The organism is Kosakonia sp. HypNH10, assembly GCF_029850615.1.
GTDB classification, from domain to species: Bacteria; Pseudomonadota; Gammaproteobacteria; order Enterobacterales; family Enterobacteriaceae; genus Kosakonia; species Kosakonia cowanii.
Window position 1 is genome coordinate 103,362 of record NZ_JAOTIU010000006.1, and the last position, 21,825, is coordinate 125,186.

The 21,825-nt window shown below is 57.9% G+C and carries 8 protein-coding genes and 1 tRNA gene; 1 reads left to right on the forward strand and 8 read right to left on the reverse strand.

Translation table 11 applies throughout. The annotated features are described in order from the left end of the window. Positions 1 to 16: 16 nt before the first annotated feature. The 6 genes from N7V53_RS17075 to N7V53_RS17100 form a co-directional block, all read right to left on the reverse strand. Positions 17 to 217, reverse strand: a complete 201-nt coding sequence (locus N7V53_RS17075; protein WP_023480995.1) for an MbtH family protein — start codon at positions 215 to 217, stop codon at positions 17 to 19. A 329-nt stretch (positions 218 to 546) separates the two neighbouring features. After that, on the reverse strand, positions 547 to 1,260 hold the full coding sequence (locus N7V53_RS17080) for a 4'-phosphopantetheinyl transferase superfamily protein (protein ID WP_279794172.1): 714 nt from the start codon (positions 1,258 to 1,260) through the stop codon (positions 547 to 549). A gap of 69 nt (positions 1,261 to 1,329) precedes the next feature. Beyond that, complete coding sequence (locus tag N7V53_RS17085; RefSeq protein ID WP_347882231.1) at positions 1,330 to 14,730, reverse strand: amino acid adenylation domain-containing protein; 13,401 nt, start codon at positions 14,728 to 14,730, stop codon at positions 1,330 to 1,332. 51 nt (positions 14,731 to 14,781) lie between these two features. After that, positions 14,782 to 14,982, reverse strand: a complete 201-nt coding sequence (locus N7V53_RS17090; protein ID WP_279794173.1) for an MbtH family protein — start codon at positions 14,980 to 14,982, stop codon at positions 14,782 to 14,784. An 846-nt stretch (positions 14,983 to 15,828) separates the two neighbouring features. Beyond that, positions 15,829 to 15,904: transfer RNA gene (locus N7V53_RS17095), tRNA-Phe, on the reverse strand. Positions 15,905 to 16,009: 105 nt separating this feature from the next. Beyond that, the gene (locus tag N7V53_RS17100; RefSeq protein WP_279794174.1) at positions 16,010 to 16,729 is read right to left on the reverse strand and encodes a DUF554 domain-containing protein; all 720 of its coding nucleotides are present in this window, start codon (positions 16,727 to 16,729) and stop codon (positions 16,010 to 16,012) included. Between the two features lie 398 nt (positions 16,730 to 17,127). On the opposite strand from N7V53_RS17100, the gene N7V53_RS17105 reads away from it, so the two are divergent. Further along, on the forward strand, positions 17,128 to 19,263 hold the full coding sequence (locus N7V53_RS17105; RefSeq protein ID WP_279794175.1) for an ornithine decarboxylase: 2,136 nt from the start codon (positions 17,128 to 17,130) through the stop codon (positions 19,261 to 19,263). A gap of 24 nt (positions 19,264 to 19,287) precedes the next feature. Here the strand turns inward: N7V53_RS17105 and N7V53_RS17110 are convergent, their stop codons facing one another. Together N7V53_RS17110 and N7V53_RS17115 are read right to left on the reverse strand one after the other, a co-directional pair. Next, complete coding sequence (locus N7V53_RS17110; RefSeq protein WP_042716834.1) at positions 19,288 to 19,980, reverse strand: response regulator; 693 nt, start codon at positions 19,978 to 19,980, stop codon at positions 19,288 to 19,290. Then, complete coding sequence (locus tag N7V53_RS17115; protein ID WP_279794176.1) at positions 19,970 to 21,604, reverse strand: sensor histidine kinase; 1,635 nt, start codon at positions 21,602 to 21,604, stop codon at positions 19,970 to 19,972. Before N7V53_RS17115 ends, N7V53_RS17110 begins: the two co-directional genes overlap by 11 nt. Positions 21,605 to 21,825: the final 221 nt, after the last annotated feature.

The following is a 21,825-nucleotide window of genomic DNA, read 5'->3' on the forward strand; positions in this document are numbered from 1 at the left end:
AGAGTAATTGGCACAACTACATGTTTTGCAGGCTTTTTGGCTTAATATCCTGCCAGTTCTCCTCAATATAGTGCAGGCACTCAGCCCGGCTTGCTGGCCCAAATACTGGCTCCCAGCCATCCGGAACCGGAATAAACTCGGGCCATAATGAGTGTTGGTTTTCCTGATTTACTAACACGATGAATATAAGGTTCTCATTTTCGAAGGGATTGCTCATCTATTTTTCCTTTTTATAGGGAGAGGCTTTTTTTTCTATAGAAAACTCTCTTTTAAAGCAATCGAGATGGTTTTGCTTTTGCTTTTTTAAGAATTTGAACGCTCGAAATAACGGCGTAAAAATATTTTTATCTATGCGAAATTATAAATGGTGGGGGGTTGAAGTTGCTGGTGAATATTATTTTGTTAGTTGATATGTAATTGCCGTGAATTAATAGCAGTTAAAAAAGAAGAAATAAAAGAGGTAAGGCGTGGTATGAAAAAGGTTATTGCCAGCTTCACGTGATTTAACAGCATGCTGGCAAAATCATGGTTATCGCTGCCGATCCCTCAGGCAATAAGCGTGATGAGATGATCCTCTGCGAGGGAGTAGTAACCCGTCAGCCGACTCCCCGTCGTTCTCTCGACCGTCAGGGTTTGTGTCAGTTCAAGGGTGATGCGCTGCGTCGTGGTATCAATCTCACAAACCCGTGCGGCATCAAAGTCAAAAAAACGCCGCACTTCGGGGTAGAGGGCTTTAAACAGGCTCTCTTTGGCGGAGAAAGCGATCAGGAGAGCACTCTCATAAGGAAGCGGGCAGCCTGCGAGCAGCGCTTGCTCCTGCGTCGAGGTGAACATATCGGCGGTTTCGCGCATGGCTTCGGGTGCCAGCATTTCAATATCCACGCCCGGCGTCAGGCCTGCGCCGCTGGGCGCGATAACGGCTATCGCCCGGTCATGGGTATGGGAAAGGCTGCCGCACCAGCCCGCAGGCCAGATGGGCGCACGATCCGCCGCCGAGCCAACGCTGGCGTCGCAACCGTGCTGCGCAAGCAGCAGCTTTGCACCGTAGCGCGCCGCCAGATACTCCGCCCGGCGCTTTACGCCCGCCGCATGCAGGCGCGGGGGAAATGGGATGGCGTAGTGGGTAAATAGCTCGTCCTGCCAGGCGTGGCGATCAAAACAGAGCTGGCAGTAGGCGAGCCCCGGAATGGCCGCTATCGTGCCCATCTCAAGATGAGGGATAAAAGGCGGCAGTGCGTGATGGGTCAATGGAGTTAACATGTCGCTCACTATCAACAGGTAAAAAAAACCGCCATGACGGCGGTTTTATCAACATAACAATCGATCCGCTCAGTGGCTCTCAAGCCAGCGCTGAATCACCGGGCCGATGGTTTTCAACGCCTCCGGGCTGAACATACCATTATGGGTGCTCGGCACAGGGTGGACGATGATATTGCCATCAACATGGTTTGCCCAGAGCAGAGGATCGAAATCCTCGTCATCCGCATTGCGCTGCGTTGCTTTGAAGAAGAGCATATCACCGCGATAGCACGCTGGCGTCGAGGCGGCCAGCAGCAGCGGCGCGTCACGAAGCTCGGCAAAGATGCGCTCGAAAATCACCGGTTCCACGTCCGCGAGAGGGTGTTCCATCGCCTGCAACTTACGCTTTAGCCCCTCAACGGAGAACAATGCCTGGTCATCCGGAACGCCACCAACCAGCGCTTCGAACAGCACTTTCAGCCCCTCTTCGTCGCTCATTATCGTCTCGAGATAACGCTCCCCGAGCGGATAGCCATCCACCAGCACCAGCGTACTGACCTCATGCCCCTCTTTTTGTAACAGCGTGGCGACCTCATGGGCCAGATGGCAGCCAAAAGACCAGCCGAGGAGAGCATAAGGGCCTTCTGGCTGGACTTTGTAGATCTCCGCCAGATAGGTTTTCGCCAGTACCTCTACCGAGGCCGCGGGTTCACCGGTGCTGATCCTGCTCGCTTGCAGACCATAGATCGGCTGCCGATCGCCGAGGTAGCCAATAAGCCCGGAGTAGGACCAGCTCAGGCCGCCGCCGGGAGGCAGACAGAACAGCGCGGCTTTATCGCCCAGCGGTTGCAGCGGCAGCATCACATCCAGCATGCTGCTGTAGCGGTTGCTCTCCAGCCGCTGCGCCAGCATCGCAACCGTTGGCGATTCAAACAGATCGCGGATGGTCAGCTTCACTTGCAGTTCGCGGTCAATCTGCGTAATCAGGCGCGCCGCCAGCAGAGAGTGGCCGCCCATGGCGAAGAAGCTGCTGTCGATGCTGACGTTCTCAACCTTAAGCAGCGTACTGAATTTCTCCGCCAGCCAGATCTCCCGCTTGCTTTGCGGTTGCCGCCCGGCATGGGTGCTGAAATCCGGCTTCGGCAGCGACTTAATCGCCAGTTTACCGTTGGCATTGAGCGGCAGCGCCTCCAGCAGCACGACCGCCGCAGGCACCATAAAGTCCGGCAGACGTTCACGGGCAAACTGTTGCAAAGCCTCAGGTAGCGTCTCTTGCGGCTCGCTTGCCACCACATAGGCGACCAGCTGTTTATGGCCCGCCGCATCTTCAAGCGGAATAACCGCTACCTGCTGCACGGCGTCATGCTGCTTCAGCACGATCTCGATTTCACCCGGTTCGATCCTGAAGCCGCGAATTTTCACCTGCTGATCGCCGCGGCTGACAAAGCTGATTGCGCCATCGCGGCGGCGTTTGACCCTATCCCCGGTGCGGTACATACGGCTTCCCGCAGGCCCATAAGGATCGGCGACAAAGTGCGCCGCGCTGAGGCCCGGATGGCTCACATAGCCGCGCGCCAGCCCGCGCCCGGCGATGTAAAGCTCGCCTGCAACGCCCTCCGGCTGCGGTTGTAAGTACTCATCCAGCACATACAAGCGGGTGTTATCCAACGCATAGCCGATCGGCACATCCACATAGGGCGCATCCGCCTGCGTAATCGGGTAATCCGTGGTGTAGGTCGTCGCCTCTGTCGGGCCATAGATATTCATCAGCTCAAGATCCGGCAAGTGCTCGCGCACGGACTGTACTGCGCTTGCGGAGATCTTCTCGCCGCCGGTATAGACCTTGCTGACCCCAGCCAGGCACTGCCACGCCTCTTCGGCAATCAGGCGGAACAGCCCGGAGGTTAAAAACAGCGCCGTCACGTTGCGATCGGTAATCGTCGAGGTGATCAGCGGCAGATCCAGCGCTTCTCCCGGCACAATCACCGCCTGGTGCCCGTTAAGCAGCGCCGCCCAGATCTCATAGGTTGAGGCATCAAAGGCATACGGCGAGTGCAGCAGGATGCGCTGATGATGCTCCCCCTGCCAGCGGCGATCGCGCGCCAGCGCAACGACGTTATCCTGGGTAACGGCAATCCCTTTCGGTTGGCCGGTGGAGCCGGAGGTAAACATCACATAAGCGATATGGTCAGGCTTAAGCGGCGTCGCGATGGTCGGCGCTTCTTCCTGCGTATGCGCATTGTTGACCGTCAGCACCGTAATGCCCTCCGGCAGCGGCGTCGCGCTGTGCTGCTCATCCACAACCGCGATGCGCACATCCAGCGTATGGGTAATATGCTGCCAGCGCTCAAACGGATCGCTGGTGCGCAGCGGCACATAGAAGCCGCCCGCTTTCACCACGGCGAGCACGCCAATCACCAGCGAGAGTGAACGCTCCAGCAGTAACGCCACGCCCTGTTCCGCTTGCACGCCCTGCTGTTGCAGGCTGTGCGCTAAGGCATTGGCGCGCGCATCCAGCTCCTGGTAGGTCAACTGCTCGTCGCCACAGCTGATGGCGATGTGGTGCGGCGTTTTCGCCACCTGACAGGCAAACTCCTGCGCTAACGTTGTCGGCGGCAGATCCACAAAGGTGTCATTGCCGACATGAATAAGCGCGTCGCGCTGTTCGCTGCTCAGTAACGGCAGGTTTTTCACCGGCCGATCCGGCGCGTCGACCGCCGCCTGCAATAGCTGCACAAAGTAACCGGCCAGCGCGGTGACGGTTGAGCGATCAAACAGCTCCACAGGGAAGTCAATTTGTGCATCAAGCGCGCAAACTTCGCCATTTTCGCCGCTAATCTCATCAAAGTTAAATAGCAGATCAAACTTGGTTGTCACCAGACCTACCGGCTGGTGGGCTGCCTGCACACCCATCAGCTGCGGCGGCGTATTGGCGTTGTTTTGCAGCACCATCATCACCTGGAAGAGGGGATGTCTGGCAGAGGAGCGCCCCGGATTCAATGCTTTGACCACCCAGTCGAACGGTACATCCTGGTTGACGTAGGCAGAGAGCATATAGTCGCGAACGCTGGCAAGCGCTGCACGGAAGCTGGGGTTTGCTGCCAGATCGACGCGCAGTACCAGCGTATTGACGAAGAAGCCCACCAGATCGCCGATAGCTTCATCCGAGCGTCCCGCTGCGGCGGTACCAAGCGTAATATCGTCGCCTGCGCCCATGCGGCTAAAGAGGATAGCGGCGGTTGCTTGCAGCAGCATAAAGGGCGTTACCCCTTCCTGTTGCGTCAGGGTTTTAATCCGCTGATAGAGCGCCTCGTCGATATGGAAATGGACCCGCTCTCCCACATAGCTCGGTGATGCCGGGTGCGGACGGTCAACGGGCAGCAGCATCTCTTCAGGCGCGTCCGCCAGCGCGCTGCGCCAGAAGGCGATCTGCTGCGCGCAGAGCGGCGTGTTCTCCTCGATTTCGCCGAGCAGGTTGCGCTGCCACAGCGCATAGTCGGCATACTGCACCGCAAGCGGTGCCCACGTCGGCACCTGCTGCTGGCAGCGCGCGTTGTAAGCGCAGGAGATATCGTGGAACAGCGGTGCCAGCGAGCCGCCATCGCAGGCGATATGGTGAATGACAATCAGCAACACCTGTTCATGCATCTGCGGCAAACGGAACAGCGTACAGCGCAGCGGAATTTCCCGCGCCAAATTAAAGGCATAGGTTGATGCCTCATCCAGCGCGCTGGCGAGCGTTTCTTCAGTCACCGACTTCACCGCCAGCGTCATTTCGACCGAATCAGCGGCGAGAATATGCTGGTAAGGCTGCTCCTGATGGAGCGGATAGAGGGTACGCAACACTTCATGGCGCGCCACCACATCACGCAGCGCCTGGCCCAGCGCCTCTTCATTCAGCGGCCCGCTGAAGCGCACGGCGAGCGGCATGTTATAGGCCGCGTGGTTATCGTCGAGGTTCTTCAACAGCCACATGCGCTGCTGGGCAAAGGAGAGCGGTAAATATTCGCCGCCCTGCTGCGGGGTCAGCGCCACTTTCGGGGCGATCTCCGCCTGCGCCAGCTGGCTGGCGAGCTGTGCCACGGTGGGGTAGTCAAACAGCGTGCGGATGGGCACATTTTTGCCCAGCTCGCTGCTGATGCGGCTTATCAGGCGCATCGCTAACAGCGAATGGCCGCCGAGCATAAAGAAGTTGTCATCAATGCCCGGCGCTTCCAGCTGCAATACCTCCGCGAACAGGCGCGCTAACATCTCCTCCTGCGCGTTACGCGGCTGGCGACGGGTCGCACTTTGCATAATTTGCGGTTTCGGTAATGCGCGCTTATCCAGCTTGCCATTGATGGTCAGCGGGAATTTCTCCATCTGCACAATGGCGGCAGGCACCATATATTCCGGCAGTTTATCCGCCGCATGATGGCGCAGCGCCGCCATGTCGACAGGGCTACTGCTGTCACTAATGATATAGGCCACCAGCTGCGGGTTGCCGGGGTTATCGTTTTGCAGGATCACCTCGGCCTGGGTCACATGCGGATAGCTCGCCAGCGCGGCGGCAATCTCGCCCAGCTCGATGCGGAACCCGCGCAGTTTCACCTGCTGATCGGCGCGGCCTAAGTAGTTCAGCTCGCCTTTGCGAGTGCGGATCGCCACATCGCCGGAGCGGTACATGCGCGCACCGGGTTCGCCATACGGGTCGGCGACAAAGCGTTCGCTGCTCAGCGCCACGCGGTTCAGGTAGCCGCGTGCCAGGCCTGCGCCGCTGATATACATCTCGCCCTCCACGCCCACCGGAACAGGTTGCAGCGCATCGTCTAACAGATAGATATGCAGATCGGGGATCGCCACGCCAATCAGGCTACCGGAGGCGTTGCGCGCCCCCTCCGCCGTCAGCGGCTGATAGCTCACATGGACGGTGGTTTCGGTGATGCCGTACATGTTGATCAGCTCCGGCGCAGCGTCATCATGGCGCTGATACCAGCGCTCAAGCTGGCTCAGATCGAGCGCTTCACCGCCAAACACCACTTTGCGCAGCGTTAATGGACAGCTTGCTGGCGCAACCGCGTTTTCCGCTTCAATCAGCTGATAGAAGGCGGATGGCGTCTGGTTGAGGATGGTGACCCGTTTATCGCTCAGCAGTTGTAAAAAGGCTTGCGGATCGCGGCTGACGATAAATGGCACCACCACCAGCTCGCCGCCATAAAGCAGCGGGCCCCAGATCTCCCAGACGGAGAAGTCGAAGGAGCAGGAGTGGAACAGCGTCCAGATGTCGGTGCGGGCAAAGTTAAACCAGCCCTCCGTGGCGGCAAAGAGGCGCAGCACATTGCTGTGGTGGATCATCACCCCTTTCGGTTTACCGGTGGAGCCGGAGGTGTAGATGATGTACGCCAGGCTCTCCGGCGTGACGGGGCGGAGGCGCTCGTCGTCACTGAGATCGTCGGCGCTCAGCCCTGCAAACTGCTGCTGGCACTGCGGCGTATCGAGCAGCAGTTCGGGCAGCGTGCTGCTTAGCGTACCGGCATACTCCGCGAGGGTGATAATCAGCGCCGGTCTGGCGTCATCAACAATGTAGGCCAGACGATCCGCCGGGTTATGCACATCCAGCGGCAGGTAGGCCGCACCCGCTTTAACGATGGCGAGCAGCGCCACCAGCGTCTCCATGGTGCGCGGCAGCGCCAGCGCGACGCTATCTTCCGTGCCGATACCGCGGCTTACCAGATAGCGGGCCAGCTGGTTGGCGCGCTGGTTCAGCTCGCCGTAGCTCATCGTCTCATCGCCGAGGCTCAGCGCCGTCGCCTGCGGTGTTTCACGCACGCGCTGTTCGAAAACCTCATGCAGCGTGGCGTTAGCCCACTGGTTAAAAGCGGTGCAAGCCGGCACGGCGGCCTGGCGCTCCTCCGCCAGCAGCAGCGGAACGCTGCCAACGCGCCGTTGCGGCTCGCCCATTACGGCGTTCAGTACCATCACGAAACGCGCGGCCAGCGCTTCGGCGGTGGCATCGTCAAACAGATCGGTGGCGTATTCGAGAATGCCGTTAAGCGCCGTGGGTGTCTCTTCGATATTAAAGGTCAGATCGAACTTCGCCACCGGCAGCAGGGGTGTGGCAGCCCGGGTTTGCAGGTTGTCAAAGCGCGCTTCGCTGTAGGCCATATTTTGCAGCACCAGCATCACCTGGAAGAGGGGATGTCGCGCCAGTGAACGCTCAGGGTTTAGTGCCTCGACCAGGTTATCAAAGGGGAGATCCTGGTGCTCGTAGGCTTGCAGCGCATAGTCGCGAACCTTCTCCAGCAGGGCGCTGAAGGTGAGGTTGTCATCAATCGTGGCGCGCATTACCAGCGTGTTGATAAAGAAGCCAACCAGCGGTTCGAGCGCCTCATCGCTGCGCCCGGCAATGGCGGTTCCGACGGGAATGTCGTCACCTGCGCCCATGCGGTGCAGCAGCACGGCCAGCGCTGCCTGCAACACCATAAACAGGCTGGCATTGTGCCCTTTCGCCACCTCCAGCAGGCGTGCGTGCAGCGCTTCATCGATGATAAAGCGACACTGCTTGCCTCTGTAACTTGCGCGCGCCGGGCGCGGACGGTCGAGGGGCAGCTTCAGCTCGTCGGGAAGATCGGCGAGCGTGTTGCGCCACCAGGCGAGCTGGCGGCCCGCCAGAGTGTCGTCGGCGTTGAGTTCGCCCAGCCAGTCGTTCTGCCAGAGCGCATAATCGCCATAGTTCACCGCAAGCGGCGCAAAGGCCGGAGCCTCGCCCTGCGCGCGGGCATTATAGGCCGCAGCCAGATCCTGGAGTAGCGGAGAGAGCGAACTACCATCGCTGGCGATATGGTGCATTAAAAACAGCAGCAGATGGCGCTCTTCATTGACGGTAAAGAGCCACGCGCGGCAGGGATCTTCCCCGGCTAAATCGAAGGTATATTGCGCGGCGCTCAGCATACAGCTTTGCAGATCGTCAGACGCAACGTGTTCGGTAATCAGGGTGCAGGCTGCCTCCTCGTCCCCGGTAACGTATTGATAAACGCTGCCGTCGGGCTGCTGCAAAAAGCGCGTGCGCAGCGTTTCATGGCGCAGCTTCACATCGTTCAATGCCGCCGCCAGCGCCGCGACGTTTACCGCGCCCGTAAGCTCCAGCGTCAGCGGCATATTGTAGGTGGCGGTTTGCCCTTCGATACGATCGATCATCCATAGCCGACGCTGCGCAGCGGAAAGCGGCAGATGGGCCGGCTTTTTACGCGCCTGTAGCAGCAAACGCGAAGGCGCGGCGGTGCGTAAACGCTCGGCAAACTGCGCCACCGTCGGCGCTTCAAAGAGATCGCGGATCGCCGGATCGACACGCATTTCGCGCCGCACCTTGCTGACCAGACGGGAAGCCAGCAGCGAGTGGCCGCCGAGGGCAAAGAAGTTGTCGTCAATGCCGATATCGTCCAGGCCGAGCACCCCGGCGAAGAGTGCGCAGAGCATGCTCTCCCGCTCATTGCGCGCGCTGCGACGCTGCGCGGCGGTAAAGAGCGGCGTGGGCAGGGCGCGCATATCCACTTTGCCGTTGGCGTTTAGCGGGAAGGTCTCCAGCGGGATAATCATTGCCGGCACCATAAAGTCCGGCAGCTGCGCGCTCAGCGCCGCGCGCAGTTGTTCCGCATCGAACTCCACCTCTTTGCGTGGCATGACATAAGCGACAATCTGCTTATTGCCTGCGTTTGGCTCGACGATGCAGGCCAGCGCCTGCGCTACGGCAGGCTGCTGTTGCAACGCGGTTTCCACTTCCGCCAGCTCAATACGGAAGCCGCGAATTTTCACCTGCTGATCGCCGCGGCTGAGGTATTCGAGCACGCCATCTTCACGCCAGCGCGCCCAGTCCCCGGAGCGGTACATGCGCTCGCCGGGATGCGCGAAGGGGTTGGCGACAAAGTGCGTTGCCGTGAGCACCGGCTGGTTCTGATACCCGCGCGCCAGGCCGAGACCGGCGATATACAACTCGCCGGGAACGCCGACTGGCACCGGATTGAGATAGCCATCCAGCACGTAGGTCTGCATGTTATCGATGGGCGCGCCGATGGGCACCGTCATCTCCGTCGGGATGCACGGCATCAGGTGCGTGGTGGTAAAAGTCGTGGTTTCCGTCGGGCCGTAGCCATTCATCATCTTCAGTTCAGGGCACTGCGTCATGACCTTCCTGATCGCCGCCACCGGCAGCACATCGCCGCCGGCAATCAGCAGGCGCACCGCTTTCAGAGCGCTGGCATGCTCCTCGGCCATCAGGCGGAACAGACCGGCGGTGAGCCACAGCGCGGTCACTTTTTCCGCCATGACGATCTGCGCCAGCGCATCGATATCCAGCTCACCGGCCGGGGCGACAATCAGCTGACCGCCGCACAGCAGCGGCACCCACAGTTCATAGGTGGAGGCATCAAAGGCTGACGGGGAGTGCAGCAATACGCGCTTGTGATCCTCCGGCGACCAGCGGCGGTCGAGGGCAAGCGCCGCCACGCTCTGCTGGTTGACGGCAATTCCCTTCGGTTTCCCGGTCGAGCCGGAGGTGTACATGATGTAAGCGAGGCTCTGCGCCGCACCCGCCAGTGCAGGGTTGGTCTCTGTTCCCGCCCGTTGCGTCTCGTCAGCCAGGTGAATGATATGCGCGGCATCCGGAAGTGGCAGCCCCGCGTCGGCGATAAGCAGCGTGGCGCCTGCGTCATCCAGCATCATCTGCTGGCGCTCAAGGGGATCGCGCGGGCGCAGCGGCAGGTAAGCACCGCCCGCTTTGATCACCGCAAGCGTGGCAATCACTTCATCAATGGAGTGCTGCATCAGCAGCCCGGCGCAGAAGGTTTTCCCGCCGTTCAGCGCCATCAGCCGGTGCGCCAGACGGTTCGCCGCCTGATTTAGCTGGCTGTAGGTCACCGTTTTACTGCCTTGCTTAACGGCAATGGCGTCCGGCGTGCGCAGCACCTGCTGTTCAAACAGCGCGGCTAAACGCACTTCAGGCAGCGCGACACGGGTGTCATTCCAGCCGCTAAGCAGCGTTTCGCGCTGGGCAGAAGTTAACAGCGCCAGCTCGCCTACACGGGTGTCTGGCGCGCTCACCAGCGTTTCAATCACGTGGACTACGCGTTCGGCAACGCCCTCGATGGTGCGCGCGTTATAGAGATCGGTGGCGTATTCGATATGCCCGCTTACGCGCCCGTGCTGCTCATCAATGTTGAAATTAAACAGCAGATCAAATTTCGCGCTGCTGGTGGGCAGCTCCAGCTGTTCAAGCTGTAACCCTTCGAAGCTGACGGCCTGCGGCCACGGCGTATCGACTGCCAGCATCACCTGGAACAGCGGATGTTTTGCCAGCGAGCGGTCTGGTGCCAGGGCTTCGACAAGGCGTTCGAAAGGAATATCCTGGTGCTCATTGGCTTCCAGCACTGCGCTGCGCGCCAGCTCAATCAGCGTGCGTAATTCCGGGTTGCCGGACGCCTGGGTGCGCAGCACCGCGGTATTCGCAAAGTAACCAATCATCGGCAGCTGTGCGATATCGGTACGGCCATAGATCGGCGTACCGATCGCAATGTCGTCGCCCGCGCCCATGCGGTGCAGCAATGCTACCAGGCCTGCGTGCAGCAGCATAAACAGGCTGGCTCCCGTTTGCGCGCTCAACGCCGCAAGCCTGGTAAACACCCCATCCGGCAGCGTAAAGGCGACGCGATCGCCCGCAGAGGTGGCGCGCGCCGGACGCGGGCGATCGCCTGCCAGCGTGATCTCTTCCGCCAGCCCCTGAAGTTGATTGCGCCAGTAGGCCATCTGCCGGGCGAAGAGGGCATTCTCATCCTGCTCTTCACTGAGCAGCGCGCGTTGCCAGAGGGCGTAATCCGCATACTGCACCGCAAGCGGCGCAAGATCGGGAGCGTGACCCGCCAGGCGTGCCTGCCAGCAGAGGCTCAGATCCTGCAACAGCGGGAAGAGGGAGCCGCCATCGCCTGCGGTGTGGTGGATCACCAGCAGCAGAACATGTTGTTCGGGTGCGAGCTGATAGAGCCAGCCTTTGATCGGCAGTTCGCGATCGAGGGCAAAAACGTGCGCGCTATGTTGCATCAGTTGGGCGGTCAGATCGTCTGGCACAATGGTCTGTTGTTGCAGGGTAAATGCCGCCTCTTCCGGCGTCAGCACCTGCTGGCAAGGGGTATCGTCCTGCTGGGTTAAGCGCGTACGCAGGCTTTCATGGCGGGCGATAACATCCGCCAGCGCCTGCGTAAGCATTGCGGCATCCAGTTTGCCGTCAAGCCTGATGGCGAGCGGCATATTGTAAGCGCTGCCCGGCGCGATCTGCTCCTGTAGCCACAGGCGCTGCTGGGCAAACGACATCGGCAGAATGGCGGGGCGCGGTTGTGCCACCAGCGCAGGGCGCACGGTAGCGCCGCGTCCGGCCTCAATCAGCACGCTCAGCTCCGCCACGGTGGGCGCATCGAAGATCGCCTTCAGCGAGATCTCACTGTTGAACTCTTCGCGGATGCGGCTCAGTAGTTTTAGCGCCAGCAGTGAATGGCCGCCAAGGCTGAAGAAGTTGTCATCGATTCCCGGTAACGCGCTGTCCAGGCACTCGGCAAAGAGCTGACACAGTTTTTCCTGCTGCGGCGTGGAAGGGAGCACGCGGGCGGGCGCGGTGAAGGCCGGTACGGGCAGCGCGCGGCGGTCAATTTTGCCATTCGCCGTGAGGGGGAACTGCTCCAGCACCATCATTACTGACGGCACCATATAATCCGGCAGTTGTTTGCCTAAGTCGGCGCGCAGCGTTTCCGGCGAACAGTGCGCGCCATCGTGCGGCACCACGTAGGCCACCAGCCGTTTTTGCCCGGAGGCTTTTTCATCATGCGCGAGCACCAGCGCCTGCTTGATCGTCTTTGATCCAAGCAGCGCGTTTTCGATATCGCCGAGCTCAATGCGGTAACCGCGGATCTTCACCTGGTTGTCCGCGCGCCCGAGGAAGCCGATCTGCATATCGTGCTCCCAGAAGGCGATATCCCCGGTGCGGTACATGCGCGAACCCTCAGGGCCAAACGGGTTAGCGACAAAGCGCTCGCTGGTGAGATCGGCGCGTTTCAGGTAGCCAAACGCCAGACCGTCGCCAGCGATATAGAGCTCGCCTGGCTGGCCCACCGGCACTGGTTGCAGCGCGCTGTCGAGGATATAAACCTGGGTGTTGTTGATCGGCAGACCAATGATCGAAGGAGCCACGCGATCGGCAGTCAGCTCGCGCAGGGTTGACCAGATCGTCGTCTCCGTTGGCCCGTAAACCTGAATCACTCTCGACGCCAGCGCCACCATCTGTTCGGCCAGATTGGCCGCCAGCGCGTCGCCGCCCACCAGCGCGGTAAGCTCTGCCAGCGCCTGTGGCTGGTAGCTGACTAAGCCCTGCCACAAGGCTGGTGTACCCTGCAGATGGGTAATGTTCCAGCGATTAATCTCGTTCGCCAGCAGGTGCGGGTCGCGCGCCGCTTCGCGTGAAGCGATCACCACCGCTGCGCCGTTGAGCAGCGGCAGGAAAAGCTCCAGCGCGGCAATATCAAACCCGACCGTGGTGACGGCCATTAAACGGTGTTCCGCCGAGAGCTGAACATGTTCCTGCATCGCCACCATAAAATTGGTCAAAGCGTGATGGGGGATCAGCACCCCTTTCGGCGCACCGGTCGAGCCGGAGGTAAAGAGCACATATGCCGCCTGCTGCCGCTGGGCGGGCGATACGACAGGGTCTGTTTCTGGCTGCGAAATAATACCGGCAATAATGTCGTTATCATCAATTTGATATTGCGGGAATTGAGCAACCAGCGCTGACGTTTCGGAGGTGGTTAACAGGCAGGTCGGCGCGGCGGTGGCGAGGATATGTTTTATCCGCTCGCCGGGGTGATCGGGATCGAGTGGCATATAGACCGCACCGGCTTTCATAATCGCCAGCATGGCGATCACCAGGTTATCCGTGCGCGGCAGCAGCAGCCCGACAATGTCGCCCGGCCTTACCCCCTGCTGGCGCAGATAGTGGCTCATCTGGTTGACCAGACTATTTAGCTGGGCATAGCTCAGCACGCTCTCCTCGTAAAAGATAGCCGGGGCATCGGGTGTAAGGTGAACCTGTTTTTCAAAGCACTCCGCCAGCGTAAGTGAGGGTGTCGGCGCGGCGGTTTTCTCATTCAGCAGGGCAATCTGCTGCTGCTCACTGGCGCTCAGTAAAGCGGGAACGCCGATGGCCATTTCAGGGTTAGCAATCAGTTCACTGAATAGCGCCGTCATTCTTTCATAATGGGCAAGCAGCTCCTGTTCGCTATAGAGCGCGCTGTTGGCATCGAAGCCAAGCACCATTGTGCGTTCATTGCCATAGCCAAAGAAGAAGATGCTTAAGTCTTCCACCGGGCCATTGGAGAGATTAACGGATAAGGTTTTCGCCCCTGTCAGCGCCAGGTTTTCGCCGAAGAGTTCAACGTTAATTGCCGTGTTGAACAGCGGGCGCGTGACGTTAAGCTCGCGGAGCAGATCTTCATGGCGGTATTGCTGATGGCGCAACGAGGAGATCATCTCTTTCATCGCCTGCGCCATCACGTCGTTAAGGGTATGCGCCGGGGAGAGGTTTAAGCGCAGCGGCATGATATTGGACATTAAGCCAGGAATGCTGCGCTGTACTCGTCCAACGCGTGCCGCCATCGGAAAGCCAATCACTAAATCTTCATTACCGCTAATGCGGTAGAGGTAGATCGCGCTCAGGGCGGTGAGCAGCTGTGGCAGCGTAAAGCCGGAGTCGCTGGCCCGCTGCATGATGGCGTCGTGGAAAGGTTTTTCCAGCGAGATGCGCTGGCGGATAAGCTGGTTGCAGGGGGCGGCGCGCCCGGCGAGGCTCACCGGTTCTGGCAGATCGCTAAAGCGCGATACCCAGTATTCCCTGTCGCGCGCAAAACGCTTTGAGTGGCGATACTCGACATCATCTGCCATCAATGTTTTAAAGCTGCCTAAAGGGGAGGGGGAGACCGGCTCGCCGGCGATTAAACAGTTGTAGATCTCAATGGTGCGGCTGAGCAGCATCGCGGCACCAAAACCATCGGAAATAATGTGATGGCTGCACTGATAATAGAGATGTTTGTTTTCGGCGATCTTAATCAGGTAAAAGGTAAACAGATACTTTTCGGAGAGCGAGTATGCTCTGTTTGTCTGCGCCGTCATATATTCAATGGCGGTTGCCCACGGGTCGTCCATCATACTGAAATCACAAAAGCCTGTTTCATAATCATTAACAGGCGTCAATGATTGCCTGACAACGTTATTTACATGAAAAAAACGGCCATGTATGGCATCAGTTTCAGCAATCATTGTTTTTATAGCGTCTTTAAATAGTGATGGATCAATTGTGCCATCAATAATTAAATACTCACTAATATTATTATTTGCTTGATTCAGTGCGACTTCATTCGCTAACCACATGCCCATCTGAGCCGACGTTAAAGCGAAATATTCCATGTCTTCTGGTGCGGACATATAAAACCTCAATATTAAAGCGAAATAGGATAACGAGTGGGCAACAAGGGGTTATAGATTTTGTAAACTTTTCGGCTTGATATCCTTCCAGTTTTCCTCAATGTACTGAACGCACTCCTTGCGGCTGGCGGGCCCGCACACCACCTCCCAGCCATCGGGTACAACCATAAATTCCGGCCATAAAGAGTGCTGATTCTCTGCGTTTACTAATACTAAAAAAGTAATGTTTTCATTTTCGAATGGATTGCTCATTTACTTGCCCCTGTAATAATAAAAACGAGGGTAATATTTATAGAATAAAAATCTTTAAGGCAATCTGTAATAGAAGGCTGTAAAAGGGAGAACTCCTTGTTGTGATCTATCTCACGTTTTATTGTGAATTAATAATAGCGTGAATAAATAAGAATTTTATTCTCGCGTTAAGGTTTAAATACTATAGATAAAATAAATAGCATTTCCCTTTTTTGAATAATATTAATTTTTAAAATGCACACATAGGTATTAATTAATATGAAGCGCGGTGTGTGGCGAATAATCGAACGAAATTTGATGACGAGTCCATGCTCCAGAAATGAAAAACCCCCGCCGAAGGCGAGGATTAAGAATAAGTTGTGCCCGGACCCGGACTAACGCCGCAGGCGTTGAACAGCGCGCTTGTCGCGCTGGCCCCGAAGGGGTGAGCCGCTTGCGGCGAATAATCGAACGGAGTTCGATGGAGAGTCCGGTCGCAGAAACGAAAAACCCCCGCCGAAGGCGAGGGCTAAGAATAAGTGGTGCCCGGACCCGGACTAACGCCGAAGGCGTTGAACAGCGCGCTTGTCGCGCTGGCCCCGAAGGGGTGAGCCGCTTGCGGCGAATAATCGAACGAAGTTCGATGGAGAGTCCATACCCCAGAAAGCAAAAAACCAGCCCGTAGGCTGGTTTCTTTAAATTAGTGGTGCCCGGACCCGGACTAACGCCGAAGGCGTTGAACAGCGCGCTTGTCGCGCTGGCCCCGAAGGGGTGAGCCGCTTGCGGCGAATAATCGAACGAAGTTCGATGGAGAGTCCGTACGCCAGAAACGAAAAACCCCCGCCGAAGGCGAGGGTTAAGAATAAGTGGTGCCCGGACTCGGAATCGAACCAAGGACACGGGGATTTTCAATCCCCTGCTCTACCGACTGAGCTATCCGGGCAACGGGGCGCATTAAACCTGATTCACTGCGCTCCGTCAACGAAATTTCTTCATTTCGTCACAGAGTGCACAATCTATCACCACTTTCTGCCCATTGCACGCGCACTCAGGCAAAAAAGGCCGTCCAGAGGGCGGAAATCGGCATCGCCAGCACCAGCGCCGGCAGCATATTCGCCACGGCAAACATCTTTATCCCGCAGATGCGCAGCCCGGTCGCCAGCAGCAGAATTCCGCCGACGGCGGTAAAATCCCCCATCATCGCCGGGGTGGTGAGCGGCAGAATCAGCGTCGCGCAGGTGGCGAGCGTTAATTGAATAATCAGCATCGGAACCGAGATGATCGCCACGGCGAAACCGAGCGAGGTGGCAAAGATCAGCGCGGTAAAGAAATCGAGAAACGCTTTAGCAATCAGAATGCTGGGATCGCCGGTCATCCCTTCGCGCATGGCGCCGAAAATCCCGGTCCCGCTGGCGCAAAAAAGAATAATGATCGCCACCAGGCTCTGAATAAACGACTCATGGGCGCTGGACGCTGACTCAACCGCCTTGCGCTTCTGCGCCAGCTTGCGCAGGGCGTTAACGCCGCCGCCTATGCCGCGCTCAACATAACAGAGCTCGCCGATAAGCGTGCCGAGTAGCGTCGCCAGCACCATCACCGGCAGGTTGACGCATTTGACCACCAGTAAAATGCCGATGCCCAGCGAAGCGAGACCAAAAATGGAGGGCATTGATGAGCGCACGCGCTCCGGTAAACGGTGGCTCATCAGCGCACCGAGCGTGCCGCCGATCAGCACGGCAGCCGCGTTAATAAAAGGACCTGTCAGCACGTTCACACTCCTGAAGTGCCATAAAAATGAATAAGAAGGCGCATACCATAGCATTTTTATGCGCGGCGAAGTGCCACCCAGGTTGCGCCTGCGGGTTAAAAATGACATGATTGCGCGAATTTTCATCCATCTGACGGGGCCGCCTGATGCTGTACATTTCAGCCGCTGACACTGCGTTTCACGCCCGTGCCAAGGCCACTCGCCCCCGCTTATCGTCACTCTTTCTCACCATGCGGTGAGGGTAGCGCATGCTCACCGCAGGACAACAGTAAGATCAGCGGTTTTCTGCTTTTACTGATGTCTGGCGTCCGGAGCTGATCCCAGCCAGACATTTTCGTTGGGCGAAGCCACCGCTTCGTCCGGGGCTTTTTACTCCCCTGAAACGGGTATTCGTGCTTATGAACTCACTGAAAATTGCCGTCAGCCGCGAGCTGCTCTCCACACTCTCAACCCACCGCGAGGTGATCTCCCTTGAGAGTACCGATTTCACGGATGTGGCGGCAGTCGTCATGACGGTAGCGGAGAGCCGCAGCGGCATTCTCGCGCTGCTCAAACGCACTGGTTTTAATCTGCCGGTCTTTCTCTTCTCCCGCGAACCGGTCACCGCGCCCGAAGGCGTGACGGCGGTGATTAGCGGGCGCGATCAGGAGTGGCTGGAGCTGGAAGCCGCCGCCTGTGATTATGAAGCGACGCTGTTGCCGCCGTTCTTCGATACGCTGCGTCAATATGTTGAGATGAAGAACAGCACCTTCGCCTGCCCAGGCCACCAGCACGGCGCATTTTTCAAAAAGCACCCGGCAGGCCGCCAGTTTTATGACTTTTTCGGTGAGAACGTCTTTCGCGCCGATATGTGTAACGCCGACGTGAAACTTGGCGATTTGCTGATCCACGAAGGCTCCGCCAAGCACGCGCAGAAGTTTGCCGCCAAAGTGTTTAACGCTGACAAAACCTACTTTGTGCTTAACGGCACCTCCGCTGCTAATAAAGTGGTGACCAATGCGTTGCTGACGCGCGGCGATCTGGTGCTCTTCGATCGTAATAACCATAAATCCAACCACCACGGCGCGCTGATTCAGGCCGGAGCGACGCCGGTCTATCTGGAAGCGGCGCGCAATCCGTTTGGCTTTATCGGCGGCATTGACGATCACTGTTTTAATGAAACTTATCTGCGCACACTTATTAACGATGTCGCGCCCGATAAGGCCAAACAGCCGCGCCCGTTCCGCCTGGCGGTGATCCAGCTTGGTACTTATGACGGCACGATCTACAACGCCCGCCAGGTGATCGACAAGATCGGCCACCTGTGCGACTACATCCTGTTTGATTCGGCGTGGGTCGGTTACGAGCAGTTTATCCCGATGATGGCCGACTGCTCGCCGCTGCTGCTCGATCTGAATGAGAACGATCCGGGGATCTTCGTCACCCAGTCGGTGCATAAGCAGCAGGCGGGCTTCTCGCAAACCTCGCAGATCCACAAAAAAGATAACCACCTGCGCGGCCAGGCGCGCTTCTGCCCGCACAAGAGGCTGAATAACGCCTTTATGCTGCATGCTTCGACCAGCCCGTTTTATCCGCTGTTTGCCGCGCTGGATATCAACGCCAAAATTCACCAGGGCGAGAGCGGGCGCAGGCTGTGGGCGGAGTGCGTCGAGCTGGGCATTGAGGCGCGCAAAGCGATCATCGCCAACTGCAAAATGATCCAGCCCTTTGTGCCGCCGGTGATCGGCGGTCGCCCGTGGCAGGATCATCCGACCGAGCTTATCGCCCGCAAGCGGCGCTTCTTCAGTTTTGAGCCGGGTGACAAGTGGCACGGTTTTGCCGGTTACGCCCAAGATCAATACTTTGTCGATCCCTGCAAGCTGCTGCTGACCACCCCGGGCATTGATGCGGAAACGGGTGAATACACCGATTTCGGCATTCCGGCGACCATTCTGGCGCACTATCTGCGTGAAAACGGCATTGTGCCGGAGAAGTGCGATCTCAACTCGATCCTCTTCCTGCTGACCCCTGCTGAAAGCGCGGAGAAGATGGCGCAACTGGTGGCGATGATCGCCCAGTTTGAGCAGCATATTGAAGATGACACGCCGCTGGCCGACGTGCTGCCGACCATCTTTAACAAATACCCGGTGCGCTACCGCGATTACACCCTGCGCGAGCTATGCCAGGAGATGCACGATCTCTACGTCAGCTTTGACGTTAAAGATCTGCAAAAAGCGATGTTCCGCAAAGAGAGCTTCCCGGCGGTGGCGATGAATCCGCAAGATGCCAACAGCGAGTTTATTCGCGGCAACGTCGAGCTGGTGCGCATCAGCGAGGCGGAAGGGCGCATTGCGGCAGAGGGCGCGTTGCCCTATCCGCCGGGCGTGCTCTGTGTGGTGCCGGGTGAAGTGTGGGGTGGAGCGGTGCAGCGCTACTTCCTCGCGCTGGAGGAGGGGGTTAACCTGCTGCCCGGCTTTTCGCCGGAGCTACAGGGCGTCTACTCGGAAACCGATGCCGATGGCATCAAGCGCCTTTACGGCTACGTGCTGAAGTAATCACCGTGCCGCCTGGGATGCTTCTCAGGCGGCCGCGCGGCGGTAAATGCGCCGCGGATGACCAATCTTGCCATACTGCATCTCCACCGCCAGAAAGCCCGCTTCGACACAGTGTTCAAGGTAGCGGCGGGTGGTGGTTTTGCTTAGTCCCGTTTCGCTTACCACCTCATCAACGGAAAAACAGCGCGCCTCGTCGTCGGCGAATAGCTTCTGCACCAGCGCCAGCGTGCTCTCTTCAATCCCTTTGCTGCCGTTATCCTGGCGGTAATTTTTCGACTGTAGCTGATAGAGGGTGTCGACGTTCTGCTGGTCGACAATCTTCCACACCCGCTGCTGCTCGGTGAACTGCACAAAGCGCTCCAGCGACTGGCTTAAGCGCTTCCACGACACCGGTTTGAGAATGTAGTCGAAAGCACCGTTGCGGATCGCCTGGCTACAGGTGTCCATATCGCTGGCGGCGGTAATAAAGATCACCGAACAGTTAGCGTTGATAATCTCGGGGTCGCTAATCAGCGTGATGCCTTTGCCATCCGGCAGGTAGTTATCCAGCAGGATGAGCTGCGGCTGTCGCTGGCTAAGGAGTGTTTTCGCTTCCGCCAGCGATGACGCCATCCCCACCAGCCGCAGGCGCGGATGTTTACTCACTAATTCAGCATTGAGCTGCGCTAGCGTCTCTTCATCTTCGACGATCAGCACGTCTATCGGTTCATGTTGCATACATCTCATCCACGGTGGCGACGGGGCGCTGTGCGCTGCCCGTTTCAGGTATAAACAGAGAAAAGACCGTACCGCGCGGGGCGTTGGCCGAGACCTCGATCGAGCCGCCCGCCTGGGTGACATAGCTGGCGATCAGATAGAGGCCAATGCCGTGATCGCCGCGGCGTTTGGTGGTCACCCCGCGCTCAAAAATGCGATCGGCAATCGCCGGATCGATGCCAATCCCGCGATCCGCCACTTCAATGATCAGCTCACGCTCGTTAAGCAGGATCAGCACATCAACCGGATCGTGCGGCAGGGTGGCGCGCTGGGTCGCTTCAATGGCGTTATCCAGCAGGTTGCCGATGATGGAGATCAGCTCCGCTTCCGCCAGCCCCCGGCATGGGCGATCCATGTGGCTTAAAGGATCGAAGTTTAGCTCCACGCCCTTCTCCCGCGCGCGCGCCGCTTTGCCCAACAGCAGGCCGCAAATGGTCGGCGAGGTAAAACGCGAGGAGATAAAGTCCAGCAACTCCTGAGCATGTTCCGACTGGGCCTGAATATAGTTCACCGCCTCGTCGTAACGCTCCATATGTAGCAGGCCGGAGAGCGTGGTCATGCGGTTAAGCTGCTCGTGGCGCATAATGCGTAGGTTGTCGGCATAGCGCTTCACCTGGCTTAACTGCGCGCTCAGGCTGTCGATCTCATTGCGATCGCGAAAGGTGATCACCCACCCTTGCAGGCTATCTTCGAGCATAATGCGCACCCGGCTGGCGATCACCGTCAGGTGGTTGAAGCGACAAATCTCATCATGGGTGTCGCTCTCCAGCATCGTCCCGGCGGCAAAAAAGGGCACCGGTGCAATCACATCGCTAATCGCATGGCCCCGCAGGGCGCGGGTCGGCTGACTTAAACCGAGCAGCTTACGCGCCGCCTGGTTGATCACTTCAATGCGTGACTCGCTATCGATGGCAATCACCCCTTCGTAGATCGACTCCATCATTGCCTTCTGCTGGCGCACCAGCAGGCCAATCTCGCGCGGCTCAAGGGAGAAGATCTGCTTTTTAATGCTGCGGGTAAAAAACCAGGAGAAGACAAACAGCGCGACGAGCAGCAGCACGGCGGCGATAAAGATATTAATCACTTTGCCGAGGGTGATGGCATCCAGATAGCTGGTCAGATACCCAACGGAGACAATGCCAACCACCCGGCCATTATCATCAAAAATCGGCGCTTTACTGCGTAGCGAAATGCCCAGCCCGCCTTTGCGAATGGTCGTGGTGCTTTTGCCCTGTAATACTTCCGCGTTATCGCCGCCGACCAGCGTTTTTCCCACCACATCTTCATGTACGGAGTGAAATAGGTGCAGGCCTTTATTATCACCAATCACAATAAAGCTGGCGTCACTGTGGGAAACCACTTTATGCATAAACTGATTAATAGCGGGAATATTCTTATCGGCAACGGAACGACGTAAATTCGGAATAATCGCGATCTCTTCCGCCTGTATTTTCGCGCGTGCGCTCATCTCCTGATAGAGCTGGCGGCCGACGTCCTTGTAATAATAAACGCCCAGCAGGACGAACAGGCCGGAGAAGAAAAGCACCAGCGAGATAAACAGTTTGATTTGAAAGGAGACTTTCATAACGACACGCGCAGCAATAAGGAAAGGCTCAATGTATCACTTTTCCCACTATGCGTGAGCAGTTTGCGGGAAACTTGTGATCCCTTACACAGCGCATGTTGCTGTTGAAAAACAAGCCGTTACAACCTCCTGTTACGATTTGTTATTAAGTTGTATTTCCTTTTAAAAAAACCATAAAAACCACGGCAATAAATAAGAGCCGGCTCACGCAAAATAGAAGA

What these genes read in the sequence shown, in the direction of transcription:
- N7V53_RS17075 (WP_023480995.1), bottom strand. Translation starts at nt 217, where the DNA reads ATGAGCAATCCCTTCGAAAATGAGAACCTTATATTCATCGTGTTAGTA.
- N7V53_RS17080 (WP_279794172.1), bottom strand. Translation starts at nt 1,260, where the DNA reads ATGTTAACTCCATTGACCCATCACGCACTGCCGCCTTTTATCCCTCAT.
- N7V53_RS17085 (WP_347882231.1), bottom strand. Translation starts at nt 14,730, where the DNA reads ATGTCCGCACCAGAAGACATGGAATATTTCGCTTTAACGTCGGCTCAG.
- N7V53_RS17090 (WP_279794173.1), bottom strand. Translation starts at nt 14,982, where the DNA reads ATGAGCAATCCATTCGAAAATGAAAACATTACTTTTTTAGTATTAGTA.
- N7V53_RS17105 (WP_279794175.1), top strand. Translation starts at nt 17,128, where the DNA reads ATGAACTCACTGAAAATTGCCGTCAGCCGCGAGCTGCTCTCCACACTC.
- N7V53_RS17110 (WP_042716834.1), bottom strand. Translation starts at nt 19,980, where the DNA reads ATGCAACATGAACCGATAGACGTGCTGATCGTCGAAGATGAAGAGACG.
- N7V53_RS17115 (WP_279794176.1), bottom strand. Translation starts at nt 21,604, where the DNA reads ATGAAAGTCTCCTTTCAAATCAAACTGTTTATCTCGCTGGTGCTTTTC.